The organism is Microcoleus sp. ARI1-B5, from assembly GCF_036705795.1.
Taxonomy (GTDB): Bacteria; Cyanobacteriota; Cyanobacteriia; order Cyanobacteriales; family Microcoleaceae; genus Microcoleus.
Genome location: NZ_JAUBVK010000006.1, coordinates 21,197 through 43,264 on the forward strand (window position 1 = coordinate 21,197; position 22,068 = coordinate 43,264).

General features: G+C 47.2%; 20 protein-coding genes. 6 read left to right on the forward strand and 14 right to left on the reverse strand.

Annotation, left to right across the window (positions count from 1 at the left end; translation table 11 throughout):
- Window positions 1–262 precede the first annotated feature (262 nt).
- From QUB63_RS11585 to QUB63_RS11640, 12 genes are all read right to left on the reverse strand, one after another.
- Entirely contained in the window at window positions 263–1,654 is a 1,392-nt protein-coding gene (locus QUB63_RS11585) for an adenylate/guanylate cyclase domain-containing protein (RefSeq protein ID WP_332945244.1), read from the reverse strand.
- Window positions 1,655–2,177: 523 nt separating this feature from the next.
- Window positions 2,178–3,248 carry a 30S ribosomal protein S1 gene (locus QUB63_RS11590; protein WP_332945245.1) on the reverse strand — a complete coding sequence of 357 codons (1,071 nt, stop codon included), beginning with the start codon at window positions 3,246–3,248 and terminating at the stop codon, window positions 2,178–2,180.
- Between the two features lie 639 nt (window positions 3,249–3,887).
- Window positions 3,888–4,445, reverse strand: coding sequence for a transcriptional regulator NrdR (gene nrdR / locus QUB63_RS11595; protein WP_332945615.1), 558 nt, complete (start codon window positions 4,443–4,445; stop codon window positions 3,888–3,890).
- 380 nt (window positions 4,446–4,825) lie between these two features.
- Window positions 4,826–4,921 carry a photosystem II reaction center protein T gene (locus QUB63_RS11600; protein ID WP_006635641.1) on the reverse strand — a complete coding sequence of 32 codons (96 nt, stop codon included), beginning with the start codon at window positions 4,919–4,921 and terminating at the stop codon, window positions 4,826–4,828.
- Between the two features lie 144 nt (window positions 4,922–5,065).
- Window positions 5,066–6,595, reverse strand: coding sequence for a photosystem II chlorophyll-binding protein CP47 (gene psbB, locus QUB63_RS11605; RefSeq protein WP_332945249.1), 1,530 nt, complete (start codon window positions 6,593–6,595; stop codon window positions 5,066–5,068).
- A 198-nt stretch (window positions 6,596–6,793) separates the two neighbouring features.
- Entirely contained in the window at window positions 6,794–7,123 is a 330-nt protein-coding gene (locus tag QUB63_RS11610) for a hypothetical protein (RefSeq protein WP_332945250.1), read from the reverse strand.
- Between the two features lie 351 nt (window positions 7,124–7,474).
- Window positions 7,475–9,712: a PAS domain S-box protein gene (locus tag QUB63_RS11615; protein WP_332945251.1), complete on the reverse strand. Its 2,238-nt coding sequence runs from the start codon at window positions 9,710–9,712 to the stop codon at window positions 7,475–7,477.
- 612 nt (window positions 9,713–10,324) lie between these two features.
- Window positions 10,325–10,456, reverse strand: a complete 132-nt coding sequence (locus QUB63_RS11620) for a hypothetical protein (RefSeq protein ID WP_332945253.1) — start codon at window positions 10,454–10,456, stop codon at window positions 10,325–10,327.
- Between the two features lie 79 nt (window positions 10,457–10,535).
- Window positions 10,536–10,817: a response regulator gene (locus QUB63_RS11625; protein ID WP_332945617.1), complete on the reverse strand. Its 282-nt coding sequence runs from the start codon at window positions 10,815–10,817 to the stop codon at window positions 10,536–10,538.
- 87 nt (window positions 10,818–10,904) lie between these two features.
- The gene (locus QUB63_RS11630) at window positions 10,905–11,117 is read right to left on the reverse strand and encodes a hypothetical protein (RefSeq protein ID WP_332945254.1); all 213 of its coding nucleotides are present in this window, start codon (window positions 11,115–11,117) and stop codon (window positions 10,905–10,907) included.
- Window positions 11,118–11,306: 189 nt separating this feature from the next.
- Window positions 11,307–11,696, reverse strand: a complete 390-nt coding sequence (locus QUB63_RS11635; protein ID WP_332945256.1) for a type II toxin-antitoxin system VapC family toxin — start codon at window positions 11,694–11,696, stop codon at window positions 11,307–11,309.
- Complete coding sequence (locus QUB63_RS11640; RefSeq protein WP_332945258.1) at window positions 11,693–11,926, reverse strand: type II toxin-antitoxin system Phd/YefM family antitoxin; 234 nt, start codon at window positions 11,924–11,926, stop codon at window positions 11,693–11,695. Before QUB63_RS11640 ends, QUB63_RS11635 begins: the two co-directional genes overlap by 4 nt.
- 275 nt (window positions 11,927–12,201) lie before the next feature.
- Here QUB63_RS11640 and mnmG point away from each other — a divergent pair, with 275 nt between their 5' ends.
- The 4 genes from mnmG to QUB63_RS11660 all read left to right on the forward strand — a co-directional run bounded on the left by mnmG (window position 12,202) and on the right by QUB63_RS11660 (window position 15,692).
- On the forward strand, window positions 12,202–14,115 hold the full coding sequence (gene mnmG / locus QUB63_RS11645) for a tRNA uridine-5-carboxymethylaminomethyl(34) synthesis enzyme MnmG (RefSeq protein ID WP_332945259.1): 1,914 nt from the start codon (window positions 12,202–12,204) through the stop codon (window positions 14,113–14,115).
- 556 nt (window positions 14,116–14,671) lie between these two features.
- Entirely contained in the window at window positions 14,672–15,115 is a 444-nt protein-coding gene (locus QUB63_RS11650) for a hypothetical protein (RefSeq protein ID WP_332945260.1), read from the forward strand.
- A 25-nt stretch (window positions 15,116–15,140) separates the two neighbouring features.
- Entirely contained in the window at window positions 15,141–15,473 is a 333-nt protein-coding gene (locus QUB63_RS11655; protein ID WP_332945261.1) for a DUF433 domain-containing protein, read from the forward strand.
- A gap of 6 nt (window positions 15,474–15,479) precedes the next feature.
- On the forward strand, window positions 15,480–15,692 hold the full coding sequence (locus tag QUB63_RS11660) for a DUF5615 family PIN-like protein (protein ID WP_332945262.1): 213 nt from the start codon (window positions 15,480–15,482) through the stop codon (window positions 15,690–15,692).
- A gap of 414 nt (window positions 15,693–16,106) precedes the next feature.
- Here QUB63_RS11660 and guaA read toward each other — a convergent pair whose 3' ends face one another.
- Window positions 16,107–17,708, reverse strand: a complete 1,602-nt coding sequence (gene guaA / locus QUB63_RS11665; RefSeq protein WP_442921766.1) for a glutamine-hydrolyzing GMP synthase — start codon at window positions 17,706–17,708, stop codon at window positions 16,107–16,109.
- A gap of 348 nt (window positions 17,709–18,056) precedes the next feature.
- A complete protein-coding gene (gene cbiD / locus QUB63_RS11670; protein WP_332945266.1) occupies window positions 18,057–19,220 on the reverse strand; it encodes a cobalt-precorrin-5B (C(1))-methyltransferase CbiD in 1,164 nt (387 codons plus the stop codon).
- Window positions 19,221–19,644: 424 nt separating this feature from the next.
- Here cbiD and QUB63_RS11675 point away from each other — a divergent pair, with 424 nt between their 5' ends.
- Both QUB63_RS11675 and QUB63_RS11680 read left to right on the forward strand, forming a co-directional pair.
- Window positions 19,645–20,073 carry an STAS domain-containing protein gene (locus QUB63_RS11675; protein WP_332945267.1) on the forward strand — a complete coding sequence of 143 codons (429 nt, stop codon included), beginning with the start codon at window positions 19,645–19,647 and terminating at the stop codon, window positions 20,071–20,073.
- 312 nt (window positions 20,074–20,385) lie between these two features.
- Window positions 20,386–21,819, forward strand: a complete 1,434-nt coding sequence (locus tag QUB63_RS11680) for an MFS transporter (RefSeq protein ID WP_332945268.1) — start codon at window positions 20,386–20,388, stop codon at window positions 21,817–21,819.
- The last annotated feature ends 249 nt before the right edge of the window (window positions 21,820–22,068 follow it).

Genomic DNA, 22,068 nt, shown 5'->3' on the forward strand with positions numbered 1-22,068 from the left:
GGTTCCAAAGCTCACTCGCCCATTATTCATTACCCATTACCCATTACCAGAAAGAATTGGTTTAAAGCCCAAAGCTTTTTCGGGAGAAATTAAAAGAAGACTATTCATTACTCCAATCCTCGGACTTCCAGGTAGAGGTCGCCCTCTTGCGGTCAACCCAACGACCGGCTTTTCGGGCAAGCTGTCAAGCGGTCAAGCGGTCAACTGAACACACATACCTCACCCGGGGCGATCGAGGCTATACATAGCTTCTTCCACTTACCTATTCAGCAGACAGCGCGATTACCGATTCAGTATTAATTCTCGCAGTGTAGGCGACTTGTGCACCTTGTATTCCCTTTAAATCTTCAACTCGTTTTTGAATTTCCGACACTCTTGTAGCTTTTAATGCAGTTAAAAAAGCTTGGTCGTGATAAACATCTTCGGAAAAGGAAACTTCGTCACTTTTAGAAAGATTTTGAATGCGGGCGGCTTTGTTGACTGTGGAGCCGAAATAGTCGATCGCATTATTGAGATTTACCAGCAGGGCTGTACCTCGGTGAATGCCAATTTTGACTTGAATCCACTCTTGTTGTTTCCGAGTTAAGTTGTACTCCCTGAAACAGGCGACAGCAGCCGCGGCCGCCATAATTGCTTGTTCGTTGCTGATAAAGGAAGCCATAACGGCATCGCCGATGGTTTTAATGACTTTACCGCCACATTTCTCGATCGACTCAAAGAAAATTTCAAAATGGTCGCGCACTATATTGTAAGCTTTAGTATCTCCCAGCGTTTCGTACATTCTGGTAGAACCGGTAATATCGGTAAACATAATAGTAATCGCCCGAATCTTAACTCGCTCTCTTTCCGATATTACTCGATCGCCAAACAAACGCTTGTAATCGGGGTGATGCAGCAGTTGGATTCCTGACAGCCGCAGGGGGAGCTGTTCTAATGTCAGTTCCGAAGGCAATACATCTGAATGCAAAATCAGCCCCGACAAATTGTGTTCGGTATTACTTAGTTCGATCTTAACTTTTCCAGGACGCACTGCCAGCTCTTTTTTGTCAAAATCTTTGCCCGCTAACTGCTTGATTTTAATTTCTTGTATATCTTCTGTTTCTTCGCCTTCAACCTTTAAAATCCCTTTAGCTAAAGTCAGGGGACAGCAGTAGCGGTACCGACCGTTTTCTAAGGTGACAGTCTCGGATTCGGTACAGTATAAAGGCGTCACCAGTTGCAGTTTGTTCTGGAGTACGGGAGGGGGAGCGCAGACGGGCCGCAGTTGCGGGTCTTCGATTTCTTTGTTGAGGGAAAAAGTAACTTCGACGCGATCGAGCAAATCAATTTTAAACTCGCGATCGCACATCGGGCAAAAAGACATTTCCGATGTGTCTGCCAAATCCTTAAATTCGTCTGCTATCATGTTGCAGTGCGGGCAGTGGATGTCCCAGTGCAGGTCGAAGGCGCCAGCTTTTACTCCGTGCAGAAATTCCGAAGTAATTTTTTTAACATTCTTGACAGTATCGCCTGCTACGTAGTAAGGGTTAATTCTCAATCGCTGCAAAATGTGGGAACCGATTAACCAGTTTTCGATTTGGTCGATCGTTCCTTTGCTGCAATTGGGACGTTTTTTAAGCTGTTCTAGTTTTTCTTTTAATAGTTTGAGGTTCATTGTCGGCTTGCCTTTGAGCCTCAGGGCAAGAATTTTATAAGCATTTTGTTGTAGGATTTGCTCGTCTGCTCTGTTGTTGCCTAAGAATTAGGATGAGTTGGCACCTGTGCAGTTGTCCCTGATGTTTATAAATCTTAACAAATTTTCACGCTAAAGGCGATGTTTCTTGAGGCAGAGGTAGTTGCTCCTTGGATTAATCCAAAGAGCGATCGCTGCATCTGTCGGCAGGAAGATGTTAAATAATTGGTAATTGGTAATTGGTAATTGGTAATTGGTAATTGGTAATTGGTAATTGGTAATTGTAAATTGTGAATTGGTAATTGTAAATTGTGAATTGTAAATTGTAAATTGTAAATTGTGAATTGCTAATTGTGAATTGTAAATTGTCAACCACTAAGCAGCGACTAATGACTAATGACTAATGACTAATGACTAATTACTCATGACTAATGACTAATGACTCATGACTAACTGCAAAAAAAAAGAGGGACAATACCCTCTTTTAATCACAGAGACTGCGATGTTATTCGACCGTCGCAGGAGGGATTTCTTCCTCTTCTACATCTAATACTGCTTCCGCTGCTGCTTCCGGCAGATCCTCTTCCATTGCTGAGGGTACGTCCTCAAGTATTTCATCGGAGATGTCCAAAGCATCGGTTGATTCTACAGGAACATCTATGCCTGCTTTAGCTTGCTTTTGAGCGAGCATTTTCTCGCGGAACTTAGCTGCCATTTCTTCAGCTTTTTCATAAACCAACTCGCGATTTTTGACCATCGCGCCCGGTTCCGGTTCCAACTGCTTGGTGGAGAGAGAAATCCGGCCCCTGTCAGCGTCCAAGTCAATGATCATCACTTTCACTTCGTCGTTGACATTGAACACGCTGTGGGGCGTATCGATGTGATCGTGCGAAATTTCCGAGATGTGCAGCAAGCCGCTGACACCGCCAATGTCGATGAAAGCACCGTAAGGCTTGATGCCGCGCACTGTACCGGTTACGACTTCCCCGACTTCGAGACGGTTCATCTTCTTTTCTACTAAAGCGCGGCGGTGGCTCAACACTAAGCGGTTGCGGTCTTCGTCTACCTCTAAGAATTTTAATGGTAATTCTTCGGCGACTAATTCTTCCTTCGGTTTGCGGGTGCTGATGTGAGAACCGGGAATAAAGCCTCGCAAGCCTTCTATTCTCACGAGTGCGCCGCCGCGGTTGGTGGCAAATACTTGCGATCGTACTGTGGCATCTTCTGCTTGCAGTTGTCGCACTCTTTCCCAGGCCCGCATATACTCGATGCGCCGGATGGACAGGGTTAATTGTCCGTCTTCATTTTCATCGGTTAGAATGAAAAATTCTCTGGTTTCGTTTGATTGCAATACCTCTTCAGGGCTTTCGACTCGATTGATCGACATTTCCTGAATGGGAATGTACGCTGCTGTTTTAGCACCGATATCAATCAGAGCGCCCCTCGGTTCTATACTAAAAACTGTACCCGCTACTACATCGCCCGGGCTAAAGTGATAGTCATATTTATCTAGTAGGGCTGCAAAATCTTCGTGAGTAAAGCCGATGTCTTTGACTGTGGTTTTGAGATTGACCATGCGAATAGTTTCCTAGGATTTCTCTCCTTCATGTTTTTCGTTTGTGCCGGCAGATATTAGAGATTTTGGTGAAAAAGCGATTAACTTTTTTCAAAATCTTTTACTAAAGTCAGTTTTCGCTAACTTTTGCCAGGTGCAACTGCACACCAGCGCTTGCCATTACTGTTAGTCCATACTCTGTGTTAAAACGTTGAATCTTAACATTCCGAGTCAAGTAGACTATTTTGACACTCTCAGGTATAAATAAACTGAGATTCTTCATTCAACGAGCCGACTTGCTGGCGACAGGATTACTCCAGTCTAAGTAGAGGTCGGTTTCTCCAGAAGCGTAAATTTCGGTATGCCCTACCGTATTTAATTAGTCACCGATCTTTAGTTAGGTTTTGTTCAAATGCGAGCTTTCCTAAACTGCAACACCTATCGGTGTGACTACGCACTCAACTAATCCAGTTAAGTTTTTACGTTGTCTAGTTATACTCTATTTTAGACCGATGACGATCATATCACACCCAGCACTCTTACTGAGAAAAAAGAACACTCGCTCGAATGAGAGTCCCTTGAGTCGCTATTCCTCCGGGCCTTCCTCGCGACACGGTTTTCAATCTCCCAGAATATTTCTATAAATTAATTTAAGCGAGCTTAGCTGGGACTAGCGCAGGATGCTGGGCTTTCTCGATCGACTGCTTCGGCATCCGGCAAATCTGCGTCAAAATTTGTCCCCGTTTCTGTATCTTCAGCTTCGTTGAGGGGATTCTGAAGGTGATTTAGGGTATCTACAAAATCTCGGATGCCTCGAAATTGGCGGTATACCGAGGCAAAACGGACATAAGCGACTTCGCTGAGCGGCCGCAGGTGCAACAGCACCAGTTCCCCTATTTCTGAACTGGCGATTTCTCGGAGCGATCGACCTTGGAGTTGCGCCTCGATTTCTTCTGCCAGGGTTTCGAGCTGCCCGGAAGACAAACCGGTTTTTTCGCAGGCCCGAACCAGTCCCCTAACTAATTTTGACCGATCGAAAGATTCGCGCTTGCCGTCCCGCTTGATCACCGTAATCGGCACAAATTCTATCCGTTCGTAAGTTGTGAAGCGGTGCTGGCAGCTCAAACACTCGCGCCGCCGACGGATGCTTTGACCTGATTCGGCTGAACGCGATTCGAGAACGCGGCTATTTGTGTGTTGGCAGGAGGAACAGCGCATGATTGCTGATTTTAACAGGCGTTGCCAGCAAATTGCCATTCATCTAACCGCGCCCGGTCTGATGAATGGCTGGACTCGAAAAATGACTCAGGATACAGCGCCCGGGATGTGTGTCAACTTGAGCTGCGAACCTAGTATCAGTCTGCTGTTTGATGACTCGGGCCGATCCCCCCGCCGGAAGAGCCCCCGAATCCCCCGAATCGTTGCGGGGGGACAAGAGCGTCTTCCGTCCCCCGACTATCCGGGGGGAACCGAAAATTCTCTCTTTCGTCCCCCGAATCGTTGCGGGGATGCGAGGGGTATCGGGCCTCAGCTATAAACGACAGAGACAAAGGTTTTCATTAAGTTGACACGACGAAAGGCCGCGGGCGTATAGCTAATTATTTGCCAATCCGGGGTGGTTCCCGAAAGGCGATCGCAAAAAATAGTACACCTATGGCTAAAGCCAGAATCAAAATGTAAGCAACGCTTTCCATGTTAAATTTTCCCTATCTTCCCTTGCCGTATTATTTTATCGTAATTAGTGGTTTGATTATTAACTAAAAAAACCCGGTTTCTTGAAGAAACCGGGTTTTTGTGTACCGGGGAAGTTTCCCGGTGCTCTGTTAGGCTGGCGAAATCTAGAGAGATTCTTCTCTTCTGGTGGTCACGTCGCCCAGCTTTTGGAACAAGCCCCACTCGACTTGTTCTTCCATGTCAGACTCAACACCAGCAAACACGTCGCGGAAAATAGTCCGAGACCCGTGCCAGATATGGCCGAAGAAGAACAGCAAAGCAAAGCAAGCGTGTCCGAAAGTGAACCAACCGCGAGTTGAAGTGCGGAAAACACCGTCAGAATTCAAGGTTTCGCGATCGAATTCAAATACTTCACCCTTTTGGGCGGCGCGAGCAAACTTCTTAACATCTAGAGGATTCTTAAAGGTTTGACCGTTAAGTTCGCCACCGTAGAAGCTGACAGTAACTCCGCTTTGTTCAAAGCTGTATTTTGATTCAGCGCGGCGGAAGGGGATGTCAGCGCGAACGACCCCATCTTTGTCTGTCAAAATGACTGGGAAAGTTTCAAAGAAGTTCGGGAGGCGGCGCACCGACAACACCCGACCTTCGCTGTCAGTAAATACTGGATGGCCCAGCCAAGATTTAGCAATGCCGTCGCCGTTGACCATTGCGCCAGCGCGGAACAAACCGCCTTTAGCCGGAGAGTTGCCCACGTAGTCGTAGAAAGCCAATTTTTCGGGAATTTGCTCGTAAGCTTGTTGGAAGCTTTGGCCAGCAGCCAAGCTAGCTTGAGCTCTGCGATCGATCTCTTGTTGGAAATAACCGCCGTCCCACTGATAGCGGGTGGGGCCGAAAAGTTCGATCGGAGTAGCAGCAGAACCGTACCACATCGTACCCGCAACCACAAAAGCTGCAAAGAACACAGCAGCGATACTGCTAGAAAGTACGGTTTCGATGTTACCCATCCGCAGGGCTTTGTAAAGACGTTCCGGCGGCCGCACTGTCAAGTGGAACAAACCGGCAATTACGCCGACTACACCCGCTGCAATGTGGTGAGCGACGATACCGCCCGGATTGAACGGATCGAAGCCTTCAGGGCCCCAAGCAGGCGCCACTGGTTGGACGTGACCGGTCAAGCCGTAGGGGTCGGACACCCACATTCCCGGGCCGAAAAGTCCCGAAAGGTGAAATGCGCCGAAGCCGAAGCAGAGCAAGCCGGAGAGGAACAAGTGAATGCCAAACATTTTTGGCAAGTCGAGGGCTGGTTCGCCGGTGCGAGGGTCTCTGAAGAGTTCCAAGTCCCAGAATACCCAGTGCCAGACTGCTGCTAAAAACAGCAAACCAGAAAGGACGATGTGAGCGACGGCGACGCCTTCAAAAGACCAGAAGCCAGGATCGACGTTACTTTCGCCAGTGATGCTCCAACCGCCCCAAGAACCGGTGACTCCCAAGCGAGTCATGAAGGGTAGCACGAACATCCCTTGACGCCACATCGGGTTCAGAACTGGGTCTGTGGGATCGAAAACTGCTAGTTCGTAAAGGGCCATCGAGCCGGCCCAACCTGCCACGAGGGCAGTGTGCATTAAGTGTACAGAAATCAATCGGCCTGGGTCATTTAAGACGACTGTGTGTACGCGATACCAGGGTAGTCCCATTGACTGCGGTTCTCCAAGGTGTAAGTGATGATGTCTATTTTGACGGAAAAATCAGATTCTCCATCCCCAGCAGTTACGTCCGGGGTTTAAATTCTGCCTTTTGCCGAATCCTTTCTACCTTCACAGGTGGAGGCATAAAAATGAAAGTTATTTAAAGAAGTGTATCGAGTGTTAGAACCGATTGCAATATGTTCGGCCTTACATTAATTGCGGGTTCTCGATTTGGCACCGGGTGGCGATCGTCCCGAGGCGTTCGAGGACTTGCTCGGCATCGATCAGTCTGGTGAGCGTGACGTTGCCGATATTTTTTGCCGGAGCGGCTGGATCGGGGGGGGCACAGGGTTTGACTTCTACCATTAGTACGGCGTCTTCTACGCGGTAGAGCCACATTTTTTCGCTGCGATCGCAAAGAGAGAGGTTGAGCTGTTGGATGTCCGGCTGGCGCCTCCAGCCGGCTGCTGTCCACTCGCCGCCTACCCCCCAGACTCGCCCCACTTTCCAGCCGTCGGATAAAAAGAAATATTTCATTTGCTGTGCACGGTTGTTAATTATTTGTTATAGCATTCGGCATTCGGCATTCGGCAGAACAGTTATTGTAGGGTGCGCGCTGCTAGCCCGCTGGCCGGGCGGTCAAAAAGTCCCTCAAATGCTTGAACTATCCGGTGCGGTGTGCATCGCCCTACATATTCCAATAGGCGATCGCCCGAGGCAGATCCCACTCGCCCGCCCCCCGAGGATCGGGGGGAATAAGAAAGCTCTCTTGCGTCAAGAAAGCGCGATCGGGGAGTAGGGGTCGAGTAGGGGGTATGCGCTGCAAGGATCTCCGAGTATAAGGAGTCTTAACAATCGGGTATTGCTACATATTCTGCGTAACTCCTGCTACAAAGAAACCGCGTGTCGAGTTTCCTGCTCGCAAGTTACGGGTTGTAAAGGAATCTTTACAACGAATTCTGTCCCTTTCCCGGGAGCAGAAATACAACTAATTTGACCGCCGTGTTGTTCGACAACAATTTGGTGACTGATAGATAAACCCAATCCGGTGCCGCTCCCTACAGGTTTTGTGGTAAAAAATGGGTCAAACATCTTTTTTAACACTTCTTCGCTCATGCCAATACCGTTGTCAGCAATCCGAATCACCGCGAATAGACTAGGAGGATTGTCGGGAGAAATTGCTGTTGACAACTGATGGTCAGCTCTTGCTTCTGAGTCTTTGTCAACCCCGGAGCATTCTGCCGTTTCCAGCTCAGTATGAATCACAATTCTCGGGTCAGGTTGAGTCTCTAGGGCGTCAATGGCATTATTGAGCAAACTGGCAAACACCTGATTCAACTGACTGCTGTAACAGGCAACTTGCGGCAGGCTGCCGTAGTTTTTAATTACCTCAATCTCTTGGGAAATAATGCGATCGTTGATTTTTTTGCTAATGCCTTTGCCTCGCGCTCTGTGCTGGACGAATAGCAGAGTATTATCAATATTTTGATTGAGATTTACATCTTTAATGCCGGATTCATCGAGTTTGGTGAAAAACTTTAACGACTCAACAATTTGTTGAATGCGCGAGGCTCCCGACTCGATTGACTGCATCAGCCGCGACCAATCTTTTTGCAAAAAATCTAAATCTATACTCTCAGCTAGTTGCTCTATTTCTGCTCCGGGTGATGGATATTTGTTTTTGTAAAGTTCCAGGAGATTGTTTAAATCTTGGAAATAGTGGCGGGCTGGATTGATATTGCCCAAAATAAAACTATTGGGATTGTTAATTTCGTGAGCAACTCCTGCTACCATTCGCCCGAGACTAAACATTTTTTCGGTTTGAATCAGTTGGGATTGGGTGCGTTTTAAATTGTTTAATGTTAATTCTAATTGAGCAGCTTTTTCTCGTTCCCGCAGTTCGCTTTTTCGCAGTTCTAGTTCTGCTTGTTTGACAGCGGTGATATCGCGGCCCACAGATAGGACAGATGCAATTGTCCGATCGCGCTTGTATTCAGGAACCATGCAAACTTGATAGAATTTAGTGCCGAATTGTGTGATACAATTAAACTCAAAGCACTGTTCGCTTCCGTTAGCGAACACGGCGGACACATTTGCTTCAAAGAGCGCCACCACTTCTGCGGGGATTGCTAACTCTCGATGGGTTTTACCTCGGAATGCTTCGGCGGGGATTCCTGTGGCTAATTCGGCTGCTGGATTGACGTAAAGGTGGCGCTGTTGCCGGTCAAATCGGGCAATGATATCCGGGGAATTTTCCGCTAAGGCTCTGAATTCTTGTTCGCGGCGGTATGAGGTTTCTTGGGCCAGCTTTTGCTCGGTAATGTCGTAAGTCATCATCAGAATGCAGTTGATGTCCCCAATGCTAATAATTTCTGCGGATACCAGGACAAATTTGATTTGGCCGAACTTGGTACGAAACTGGAATTCTTGTTTGTAAATAGCGCCGGATAGTTGCAAGAGTTGCGAGAAACGAGATCGCTCTTGGAGATTCTCCCACAAATTGATTTGGCGATCGGTTTTGCCCAATATTTCCTCGGGAAAATAGCCGGTGAGATTGCAAAAGCTTTGGTTGACTTCCGTCAAGTATCCCTCTTCCAAGGTGGCGATTGTCATGGCGGCGGGGCTGCTGCGAAAAGCTTTGGCAAATTTTTCTTCGCCCAAGCGCAGCCCTAACTCGGCTAATTGGCGCGATCGCACTTCTGCTCGCAGCAGCGTATTTTGTTGTTCTAATTGTTTGGTGAGGTTTCGCAGTTGCAGGTGCAGGTTGATCCGGGCGATCGCCTCGGAGTGCTGCAGCGGTTTAGTGATGTAGTCTACTGCTCCCAAAGTCAACCCTTTCACTTTATCCGCAGCCTCGGAAAGAGCAGTCATAAAAATTACGGGAATGTCCTTAACTTCTTCTATTGCTTTCAGGCGGCGGCAGGTTTCAAATCCGTCTATTCCCGGCATCATAATATCTAGCAAAATCAGATCCGGCACGATTTTCTCGACTCTCTGCAGCGCTTTTTCTCCGGTCGTCGCTACAATAATTTCAAATCCGTATTCCTCCAGGAAATAAGATAAAATATTAATATTATCCGGTTGGTCGTCTACGATTAATAATTTGCTTTTTTGCTGATACTGCATATTTTTTGATCCTTTAAAATAAAACAAACTCGGCAATTAATACAAAGTAGGTTGGGTTGAGGCACTCGCACCCAACCTGATAGCCGAGAAGTTGCGTTCCTGTTACGCGATTGCTTGGGTTTGGTTGAAATTGGTGCAACAGAGCGGACGATCCAGATGGAGGCAGTATCTGCAATATATCATAATACTATTTATACTTCTATTTTGCTCTCCTCATATCAACTTTAGGGTGTGAGAAACCGGGTTGCTTGCGGCGCGGGCTAAAAAACCGATTTCTCAAAGTCGCGAAGTACAACCGTCATAAATGCCAGCAGCTTTCAGAGCCGAGCTCAACGATTGCGTTTCGCCCGCAAAAACTTACTTACGTATTTTCCCCCTCTCCTCATTACTATTTATACTTCTAAATTATTCGCTCGAAGCGACTTTTATAATTGTTTAATTATGTTGAGGAGTGGCGCGCATTTGTTGAAAAGTTTGGGTTTATTCCTAGATAACTCGTGGCTAAATCGGATTTTTTCAGAGACACGGGGTTTATTTAAATCCAGGTAAACTCGCGCCCGCTTTATTTATTCATCCATATTTAAACAAGGCTGAATTAGTAGAATTATCGCGTCATCGTCGAGCGCGATCGACTAACTGCAAAATTTTCCGAGCAAATAGCGCATACTTGGAATTTAACTCTTGCAGGCGGTGCGCTTGGCGCTTAATTTGCTCGAAATTACCGATTTGAGCTGCTTCGTACAAATCGAGCAACTCTTAGCCCGGAGGCATTTCTGGGTATTGTGAGCCGTGAGCCAATTCAGATTCATGTCGTGAAGCGAAGCTATCCCGAGCGTGAATCGCCCGCAGCCTTAAAAATCCAAGACAGTCCCAGATAATTTTGTATTTTTGCCAAAAAATCATCGATTTGAAAAAATTTACTGATAAAATCGTTATAGCCTATTTCCTCTTGCTTTTCCAACTCCAACTCGCACAGCCCGCTAGTAGCAATTAAGATGGGCGTCTCCCGAAACATTGGCAAACAGCGCAGTTTAGCGCAGAGTTCAAAACCGCTGATTCCGGGCATCAACAAATCAGCAACAATCAAATCCGGTTCCTCAGAAATGGCTGTTTCTCAATTTATTTCACCGCAATTGGCCTCAATTAACTCAAAACCCAGCGGTGCTAAAATATCCACCATCAAAGAGCGATTTTATGGGCGATCGTCAACAATTAAAATTTGGCGCCGTTTTCCTTCATAACCTGTAATGACGGGCTGTTGCTGCTGGGGCGAAATTGGTGCTGCAAAATCTGTGCTCGACAATTCAATTTCAAACCAAAACGTACTCCCAACGCCCCAACAACTTTCGACATTGAGTTCGCCTCCCATCAGCGAAACCAAGGTTTGCGCGATATTTAATCCCAAATGGGTGGGGAGTTGTCATTTGTCGTAGAATTAAAAGATCGACCCCCCGTAAAAATTACTGGATTAACATCGATGTTTGAAGAAAGCAGCTACACTAATGGAGAGGAAGAGTTTTAATTGACGAACACCTGTTGTTTGAGTGCGATCGATCGAGTCTTCAAAGTTGTTTGCGGTGTGCAAAATTTTGGATTAGCTGAGAGTATTTAGGCAAGTAGCTTGGGTTAGGTTGGCATCGACGGTGGCGAGGGTTAGTCCGTAATGAACGGCGGTGGCGGCAATGAATCGATCGGCGGGGTCTTGGTGTATTATATCTAGTTGACGGCTCAGAAGGGCAATTTCATTGGTGAGGATTGCTTCTGTTGTGTCGAGTTCTTGTAGGCTTTTTTTAATCCATTTTTCTGGTGTGGGTTCTAGGATTAATCTTCCTTTTTCGGCGAGTAGCAGGGTTTCCCAAATGCTAATGGGACTTAACCAAAGTTCGTTTTCTTCGTTAGCGATCGCCGTTTGTAAAGTAGTTGATAGGCGAGGATTCCCAAGACGATACCAAAGCCAAATGTGGGTATCTAGTAAGAGTTTCATGACAGGACATCCCAAGTTACGAAGTTCGAGGTTGGCTCGATGATATCTCCGATAATTTTGCCGCTATCTTTGGCAGATCCGAAGGCTGCTCGTTTACTTTTTTTGATGGGGGAGATAATGGCAACAGGGCGATCGTTTTGGGCGATGGTGAGGGGTTCGCCTGTTTGTATGGCTTGGGTGAGTAGGGCTTGGATGGTTTCGGGAAGGTCGGAAAGGGCGATCTGTGTCATGGTGTTGGTGGGTGAGGGTATAGGGACTTACCGTACATCGATTTTAAGGTGTTGTGCATCTAGATTATCTATGATATTAGAGGGGGAGAGAGGGAGAAGGGGAGAGGGGGAGAAAGAGTTTCTTTCATCCATAACGGGCGCGAGGCGCTCGTGGAACGCTCTGAAGTCAATTAGACATCTCCTAAAAAGATTATGGAAGCCTAGTCCTACCCAGACCAAAACCTAATTTTGCCAGATGTCTATTATTCAATCTAAAATCTAAAATCTAAAATCCCATGACCGCACAAACACCAGTACAATTCCAAGATAGTTTCGACATCATCGTAGTAGGTGGCGGACACTCCGGCTGCGAAGCCGCCCTCGCCACATCTCGCCTCGGATGCCGCACCCTTTTACTCACCCTCAACCTCGACAAAATCGCGTGGCAACCCTGCAATCCCGCTGTCGGCGGCCCGGCTAAAACTCAACTTACTAACGAAGTCGATGCCCTAGGCGGAGAAATCGGCAAAATGGCCGATCGCACTTACCTACAAAAGCGCGTCCTCAACGCTTCGAGAGGCCCCGCAGTTTGGGCGCTGAGAGCACAGACAGACAAGCGGGAATACGCCGCTGTCATGAACAATATTGTCGAAAATCAAGTTAATTTGACCGTCCGCGAAGCGATGGTAACAGACTTAGTTTTGGGCAAAAACGAAGAAGTAATCGGAGTTGAAACATACTTCGGCGTTGCCTTTGAATGCAAAGCCGTAATTCTCACCACAGGCACTTTTTTAGGCGGCACAATTTGGGTGGGCAATAAATCGATGCCAGCCGGACGCGCCGGAGAATTTGCCGCCGTCGGTTTGACGGAAACTCTCAACCGTTTGGGCTTTGAAACAGGCAGGTTGAAAACCGGAACTCCGGCCAGAGTTGACAAGCGCACCCTCGATTATACCAACTTGGAACCGCAGCCGGGAGATGCAGATGTCCGCTGGTTTAGTTTCGATCCAGAAGTTTGGATCGAACGCGAACAAATGCCATGTTATTTAACTCGAACTACGCCAGAAACTCATCAATTAATTAGAGACAATTTGCACCTTTCTCCAGTCTACGGCGGCTGGGTTGATGCCAAGGGGCCGCGCTACTGTCCGAGTATTGAAGATAAGATTGTGCGGTTTGCGGATAAGGAAAGCCACCAGATTTTTATTGAACCGGAAGGTAGGGATATTCCCGAACTTTACATCCAAGGTTTTTCGACTGGTTTACCGGAAAGTTTGCAACTGCAAATGCTGCGGACTCTTCCGGGTTTGGAAAAGTGCAAGATGATGCGCCCTGCTTATGCTGTGGAGTACGATTATTTGCCGGCAACTCAGTGCTTTCCGACGCTGATGACTAAGAAGATTGAAGGTCTATTTTGCGCGGGACAGGTGAACGGTACGACTGGATATGAGGAGGCCGCTGCACAGGGGATTGTGGCGGGGATTAATGCGGCTCGGTTTGCGAAAAATCAGGAGATGATTGTGTTTCCTCGCGAGCAAAGTTATCTCGGGACTTTGATTGACGATCTGTGTACGAAGGATTTGCGGGAACCTTACCGGATGTTGACTTCGCGATCGGAATACCGGCTGTTGCTGCGATCGGACAATGCCGACCAACGCTTGACTCCGCTGGGACGGGAAATTGGTTTGATTGGCGATCGGCGCTGGGAGTTGTTCGAGCGGAAGCAAGCTAATATTGTGGCGGAGAAAGAACGGTTGTACTCGACGCGGGTGAAAGAACACGAGGAGCTTGGTAAGACAATTTTTGCCGATACCCAACAAGCGATTAAAGGTTCAATTACTCTCGCTGATTTGCTGCGCCGTCCCGGTTTTCACTATGTCGATTTGGAACGGTACAATTTGGGAGATTCTAGTCTGAAGTTGGCTGAAAAAGAAGGTGCGGAAATTGATATCAAATATTCTGGCTATCTGCAAAAACAGCAAAATCAAATTGATGAAATTGTGAGACACGAACGCCGACAATTGCCTGCGGATTTGGATTATATGGCGATTACAACTCTCTCGAAGGAGTCGCGGGAAAAGTTGACTAAGGTGAGGCCGCTGACTATTGGGCAAGCGTCGAGGATTGGTGGGGTGAATCCGGCTGATGTTAATGCTTTGTTGATTTTTCTGGAAGTGCGCAACCGCCAGCCGGCTGGTGTGGGAAAATGAATACATAGAACCACACAATTGCTCGACTTTGCCTTAATTGTTGGCTAATTTGTACGGGATACCCGCAGGGACACGGCAATGCCGTGTCCGGTGCGGGACTCGGCAATTTTTAAGGGCCCTATGGATGACTTGAAGTTGAATTAGCCATTTCCTAAATCTGCTGATTAGCACATCTTTTTTTATGGTTGTAAAGGAAGTTGCAATCAGGATATGTTATTGAAACGATCGGCTTTAGCGCGATGCTGGATTGCAGCAACCTGCGTGTGCGATCGGGTTGCTGCAATAGGATTTGAACAGATTTACAATGGCTTCATTAACGAATTTGGCATACCCACTTGGCGTCAATGAATTACTTGGTAGAATTTGACAAGACACAAACTATGCGGTATCTTGGGCTTAGATAATGCGTTTATCCCGCCTTTACAAGTTGATGTTTAGTTGTACAGCCTCTCTTGTCGATATTGCAGTTTATAGAGGTCATCTATTCGCGTTCAATGCTAAAATATTTTAATATTCTTAGATAAGGTTTCATGGGTAGGTCTTTTGGTGAAGCAGCATGGGAAAATTTATCAACCTCAACAACACTCACATCATTGATATTGCTGCAATTCAATCTATCGAGTTTACGACCAAAGAAATAGGAACTCTTTATGGTATGAGCAAATTAGCTAAACGTTACACTCAACTAACTGGAAAAGAAATTGATATTTTTCATGGAACAAAGCTTGATGGAACCTACGACCAGATTGAAATTGAGTTAAAGAGCGGTCATACAATTAAGATTGAGGACTTCGATCTGAATAATTTAAGAGAGCATCTTATTTCATTGTTAGGAGCTGTTAGCTATTTCGACTGTGCGGAAATTAAATATACGAAGCCAGATTCAAATGTATATATAGATGGCAAAATAGAAGTTGAAGCGCAACTAACAACTGGCGATTATCCTCTAGACTTAGCTTTGATAACTAATGATACAATTGATGTAAAGAGCGAAAAATAATCGAAGTAGTAACTTGGTAGAGCCTATGACATTAGCAATTGCGATCGAACCAGCACCTTTAGAAATTGATGCTCATGGCGTTGTACGAGTCGGTAAAACTCGCGTCACCCTAGACACCGTTGTGATGGCTTTCCTGGAAGGTGCTACAGCAGAAGAGATAGGAGAGCAATACACCTCACTTCAGATCCAAGATATTTATTCAACCATTGGTTACTACTTGAGACATCAGGCTGAAGTTGATGTTTATCTTTTAGAACGTCAACATCAAGCAGCAGCAATTCGGCAGGAAACTGAGCAGCGTTTTAATCCGATTGGAATACGATCTCGGTTATTGGCTAGACGATATCGGCAGAGGTAATCTAACATGGCTCGATTCCTTGCTGACGAGAATTTCAATAATCAGATTGTTCGCGGTATTTTTCGGCAGAGTCGTCATGTTGATATTGTGCGCGTTCAAGATGTGGAATTATCAGGAACTGACGATCCAACTGTTTTAGAATGGGCTGCACAGCAAGGGCGTATTGTCCTAACCCATGATGTTGCAACCACGATCGCTTTTGCTGTGCGATCGGATTGAATCAGGATTGTCTATGCCTGGATTATTTGAAGTAAGCCGCCGAGTCTCAGTGGGGTTAGCAATCGAGGAAATTATACTGATTGCTGAGTGCAGTATTGAGGGAGAATGGGAGGGGCAAGTTAGGTTTCTTCCTTTAGGATAGAAGTATCAAAAGAAGTATCAAAATGTTACCTAACACTGCACAGTGCCAGAGTGCCGCCCAAATTCCTAGTCAGAAACCGCGTTTCTCATTCAAGAGTTCGTAAGTCCAGCAGAGGGACAAAACTAAGTAGGTGGACATATATATTTCCTGTCCTTCGAGACAACCAAGCAATCTCAAAACCCTGCGATTGCTTCGTTCCTCTCTTCGGACATTATTATATTTATTTATGTCCACCTACTTATTGTCCGCCCACTCAATTAGCTAACTAGCAATCACTCCCACTCGATCGTACCAGGCGGCTTAGAAGTAATATCGTAAACCACCCGGTTAACGCCCTTAACCTCATTCACAATCCGGTTCGAGATCAATTCCAACAAATCGTAAGGAACCCGCGCCCAGTCAGCCGTCATCCCGTCTTCACTCTTAATAAATCGCAGAACGATCGGGTAAGCATACGTGCGCTGATCGCCCATAACGCCTACACTGCGAATCGGGAGCAAAACTGCAAAAGCTTGCCAAAGTTCGCCGTACAATCCGTGCCGGTTAATTTCTTGGCGCACGATGAAGTCAGCATCCCGCAAAATATTTAGTCTCTCTGCGGTAACTTCTCCGGTAATCCGAATCGCCAATCCCGGGCCCGGGAAAGGTTGTCGGTTGACGATTTCTTCAGGAAGCCCGATCGATCTGCCGACTTTTCGCACCTCATCCTTAAACAATTTCCGCAGCGGTTCGATCAGCTTAAAACACAAATCTTTTGGTAAACCGCCGACATTGTGGTGGCTTTTAATTTTAACAGCAACTCGTTCGCCGCTTTTCGGGTCTACATTCGTGTCAGCCGACTCAATCACATCCGGGTAAAGAGTACCTTGAGCGAGGTAATCGAAGGGGCCGAGGCGCTTCGATTCTTCTTCAAATACACTGATAAATTCGTGACCGATCCGCTTGCGTTTTACTTCAGGATCGGTAACGCCTTCAAGCTGAGCCAAAAAGCGATCGCGAGCGTTGACATACTGCACCGGAATGTGAAATTGCTCTTGAAATAATTTCACCAACCGTTCCGGTTCCTGCTTGCGCATAAACCCTTGGTCGATAAACATACAAGTAAGTTGGTCGCCGATCGCCTTGTGCAGCAAGAAAGCCAAAGTTGAAGAATCAACCCCGCCTGATAGAGCCAACAAAACTCGTTGGTCTCCCACTCGGGCGCGAATTTCGCGAATAGTTTCCTCAACAAAAGTAGCTGTCGTCCAAGTCGGTTCGCACTCGCAAATATGGTAAACAAAATTGCGAATCAAAGCTTGTCCGCCGATCGAGTGAACCACTTCTGGGTGAAACTGCACCCCGTACAAATTTTTATCGTGGTGAGCAACAGCAGCAGACGGAGTATTATCTGTGTGAGCGAGGATCTCAAAACCCGCCGGCAGCTCGCTACAGGAGTCTCCGTGGCTCATCCACATCGTGCTGCCCTCTTCGACATTTGTCAGCAAATCCGTAGGATCGTCAATAAATAGCGATGCCTTGCCGTATTCGGCCAACTTAGCCCGCTCAACTGTCCCGCCGAGTTGCTTTACCATCAACTGCATCCCGTAGCAGACGCCCAACACCGGTATTCCCAAATTCCAAATTTCCGGGTCGCATTGGGGAGCTCTTTCATCGTATACAGAACTCGGGCCTCCTGAAAGAATAATTCCTTTAGGATTGATAGTTCTTAACTGTTCTGCCGTAGTGCGGTAAGAAATAACTTCTGAATATACTTGAGTTTCGCGAATGCGGCGAGCAATCAGTTCGGAATATTGCGAACCAAAGTCGAGAATCACGATCGTCTGGCGAGCTATTTCCCCCAGAGAAGAGTTTGTGAGGTCTGATTCAGTTTCTATTTTAGTAGTCACGGTTATTGCGTAGTTGCTAATTGCTAATTGGGCCGAAAGTTGCGGAGGTATTTGTCGCCGCCTGAGTGTAAGAGTGATTAAGGCGAGCGACAAATGGTCGCTAGGAATAAATCTTATTTATACTAGATTGCTGTCTGCGATTTTAGTCAATTAATAGGGCCGAGGACAAGCATAGATTTACTTCAAGCCTTACCCTAATTAATTTGAACTCTTGCCTCAGAAAGTGCGTCCTGAAGCAACCTAGTATAATTAAGGTCTAGGGACTGAAAATTATTACTTGTTAAATATTATCCCTGACCGATGTTTTAAACAGAATTCAGGGATATTCACACTACATTAACAAATTTGGGTCAAAAATGTATCTCCTATGTCACTTTTAACAATAATTTTGCGATCGCGCCCAAACATCACCGATCCCACGGGGATACGCTGGTTGGTGTGAGTAAAAATGCAATCCGACGATCGCAAGTCGATTTCTCGGGCGATGTCGCCGTAAATTCGATCGACCCAATTGCTGCCAGTTGCCCCATCCAAAGCCCGCAGTTGCCCGAGAGCATCTTCGGCTGTCGCTGCGGCAAAAATTGCGGAACACGCATCGGCGGGCATTCCAGCCTTAGCACAGTAAGCTGTGAGAATTTCCCGGCGCCCGTCAGCGAGGTGGTGGTGAGTATGAAAAATCCCCGCCGCCAATTTCATCAATTTGCCGTGATAGCCAAACAGCAAGATCGATCGCACGCCCTGAACTCCAGCCTCTACCAGCAGCGGGCCGAGCCAGTTAGCGGTTTTCACCAGCCGCTGCGGATCGATGCCCAGTTGTCGCGCCAAATCCAAGCCGTTTTCGCCGATGCAAAACACTAAAGTGTCAAACAGTTCGGCTTTTTGTTGCAGTTGTTCGCGGTAAACTTCCAACTGTCCGGGGGCGCTCAGGGGTTGAGAAATGCCAGTTGTACCCAGCAGCGAAAGTCCTTCTACGACGCCGAAAGCTTCGTTAGAAGTCCGGGCGGCTAGCTGGCGCCCCAAGGGCAGAATCAGGGTGACAGTAATTCTCTCGGACGGTGCGAGTTCTCGGCCCAGATTCGATCGCAGCAGCCGCATTGCGTAATCATAAATTGCCGCTCCTCCACCGACTGCGTGACGCCCTATACCTTCACCGCCGAGAATCACAATCTGCTCTCCCTCTCTCCCCCTCTCCCTCTCTCCCATTCTCCCCCTCTCCCCCTCTCCCTCTCTCCGCAATTCCACCATTGCCCAAACGGGAGTATTGCGAGTCAGATCGAGGTTGTCTCCCGGATCTGAGCGAGTCACGCCTAAAGCTGTACCAGTTTTGAGTACAGATGCTTGTTCGATCGGAATTTCTGCCGTTATTGGCGGTTCCAGTAAATTTACTGATACGCTATCTACAGACTGAATACCTGCGCGCAAGCACCGCAAAGCTGCAAGTGCGGCTGCACAGGCAAATACTGGCAGTGTATACCCGGATAAAGGTTGAGTTTTTGTCACGCTCAAATGCAGAAATCAGTAAATTTGCCGGCGATCGACATCACGCAGTAGCAGTGATACCCCTCAAACATTTAAGCTTAATTCTAGGGTTTGCTATTATCAGCAGTTACCGTAATTTTTGTCAAGTGATAATTTTGTGCTATTAGTTGCCTTGAAGCAAGCCAGACTTTTTTGGAAGTGCGATCGGGCGCAACCTACTCCGAAGTCCTACGGGCACGTGCGGCGGATTTTCACAAAACACCCGAAATACTGAGCGCCAGCGCGTCCAAGAGCAACAAACTGATTCCTGGAATTAAGTACAAATACTGTAAACAGGCTCAAAAAACAAGATGGTTATAGCTATCTTCCATACACCTTGCATCCTCGATCGCCCCATCTACCCCGTACTGACTACAGCTATGACTGTCTCCCAGGGGGAAGAAAGATGAAAACCGCCACTACCCTCATGCCTTCATTTGTTTGCGGTTCAACCGCTCAACTCGCTCCCGAAACCACCGCATCCCACACCATTGTTTTGCAACCCAAGGGCTGTCTCGGCGGCATCGCTGTCCTAGATTTCCAAAATAATTTGGAGCAAGCTTTGGAAAGGGCCGCCCTGAGAGTTGTCGTGGATATGCAGCAAGTGGATGCTGTCGCCCCAGAGGGAATAGCCGCGATCGCCCGAGGGCTGGAGTTAGCAGCCATACTCGGCAAGTCGATCGTCTTTCATTCTATAGATTTAGCTAGCCGTAAAGGTTTGAGAGCCGAGTGGAGGATCTCGCGCGAAATTTGTTTTGGCCCTTGGGGCGACTTATTCGAGGGGGAATTCGAGCAATTTTTGGCAGGCGAAATGTTGCGATCGCTTCCTGGTTAAGCCCTAAAACCTACTTGTTTACAATTAGCAAATTTATATCTCCCAAGCGGTTGATGTCCCAGCGAGGGCTTGCCATCTATATTGATAATAATTACCCGGAAGTGCCAGTCTAGCTTTCAAGCTAACATCTTGAAGGCTAGGCTGGCTTTATCTTAGCAGGTTAGCTCAGCAATTGACCGCAGGATTAAATTGTATTGACGCCCGTGCGCCAACAATAATTTAATCGCCAGCAAGCCCCAAACCTTGACCAAACAAGGATTGTGCAAATCTAAAATCTAAAATCTAAAATCTAAAATCTAAAATCCTATGACTATGGTTGAACCAGTTGCAGAGTTAAATGAGCCTCTAGCTCTTCAAACTTCAGAAATATTAGAAAAGACAATATCTCAGCTCGTTCGACCTGCAAAAACAGCTCTCAAAATTTCTAAACAAGACGTTCGATCGACCCTCAAAGCCTCAACTATAGAGGGCGTTTTTGCCACTGTCTTCGAGTCGGCGACTACCGGCCTGCTGCTGAGCAACTTCTTACTGCAAGTCGGCGCGAGCAGCGTGGAAATAGGTATATTATCTGCTATTCCGATGCTGGTAAATCTCCTGCAACCATTAGGAGCATACATCGCCGATCGCACAACCAGCCGCCACTGGTACAACCTAGCGATATTCGGCTTGTCGCGGCTGCTGTGGCTGGTGCTCGTGGTGGCAATTGTTTGGGGCCGGCAGCACGCAGACCCCCAACAACTACTCCAGTGGACGCTGGTAACTGTCATAGCCGCTAGCGTGCTGGCAGCTTTTGCCACTTCTAACTGGTTTAGTTGGATGGCTGCGGTGGTTCCTCACCGCTTGCGGGGACGCTATTTTGGCTTTCGCAACAGTGCTACCAGCTTAGTTACTTTGCTGGGAGTGCCGCTGATGGGACTGTTCGTGTCAACTTGGGGCGCCGATCCAATTTTGAGCTACGGTGTGGTTTTATTTTTGGGTGTTGTGGCGGGAATGATTAGTTTGGGGTATCAATTCTTGATGGTTGATGTGAATCCGCAGGTATACGGAAAAGATGCACAGAGCGATCGACTTACAGAGAAAAAAGAAAAGCAATCAACAGATTTTGTACCTTCTGTGCTGAAAGATTCTAATTTCTTAATGTTTATTCTTTACTTTAGCGTGTGGACGTTTGCAGTTAATCTCAGCGCGCCTTTTTTTAATATCTACCTGCTGAAAGATTTAAGCTTGGATGTGAGTTTGGTAACGGTTTACAGCAGCTTGAGTTCGGGAGCAAATCTGTTGCTGCTGCTGTTTTGGGGCAAGTTGGCCGATCGCTGGGGAAATCGCCCGCTGCTAATTGCGGTGGGGCTGGTGGTAGCGGTAACGCCTTTGCTGTGGTTGGGTACGGGCAATTACCCATTTGCCGTGTGGGTGTGGCTGCCGCTGCTGCACTTGGTGGGGGGGACGACTTTAGGGGCGATCGCCCTGTGTACTAACAACATTCAAATGGAGATCGCGCCTCATCAGCAACCTTCGACTTATTTTGCGATCGCCGCAGCAGTTTCGGGAGTAGCTGGGGCTTTGGGAACTACCGCCGGAGGCTTTCTTGCCGAACTTCCGGGCATGAGTTTGGGGGCACTGTTTGCCCTCTCGGCTGCTGTGCGGTTGGTGGGCCTGCTGCCTTTGATTTTGGTGCGAGAACCCCGCAGTTTGTCGCTGCGGTCGATCGTCCCCACTTTTGGACGTTTCAAATTTAACCGGGGCTAGGAAATTTTCGCACAAATTTACCGATCGAGAAACCAGAAAAGCCCACACATTGTTAAAAACTTAAAGCACATCGCAGAAAATCTGAGAGTGACTGAAACAAATTTTAACCCTAAACACAGCCCAAATCTGCTATGGGTGTGGCTAATACGTCACTATTATCTTGTCGCCAACCCACAAATCTACAAGATATAGCTGTTTTAAAAGCTGACAAGGCAGAGCGTAAATGTGTTTAAAGGTTTGTTAGGTAGG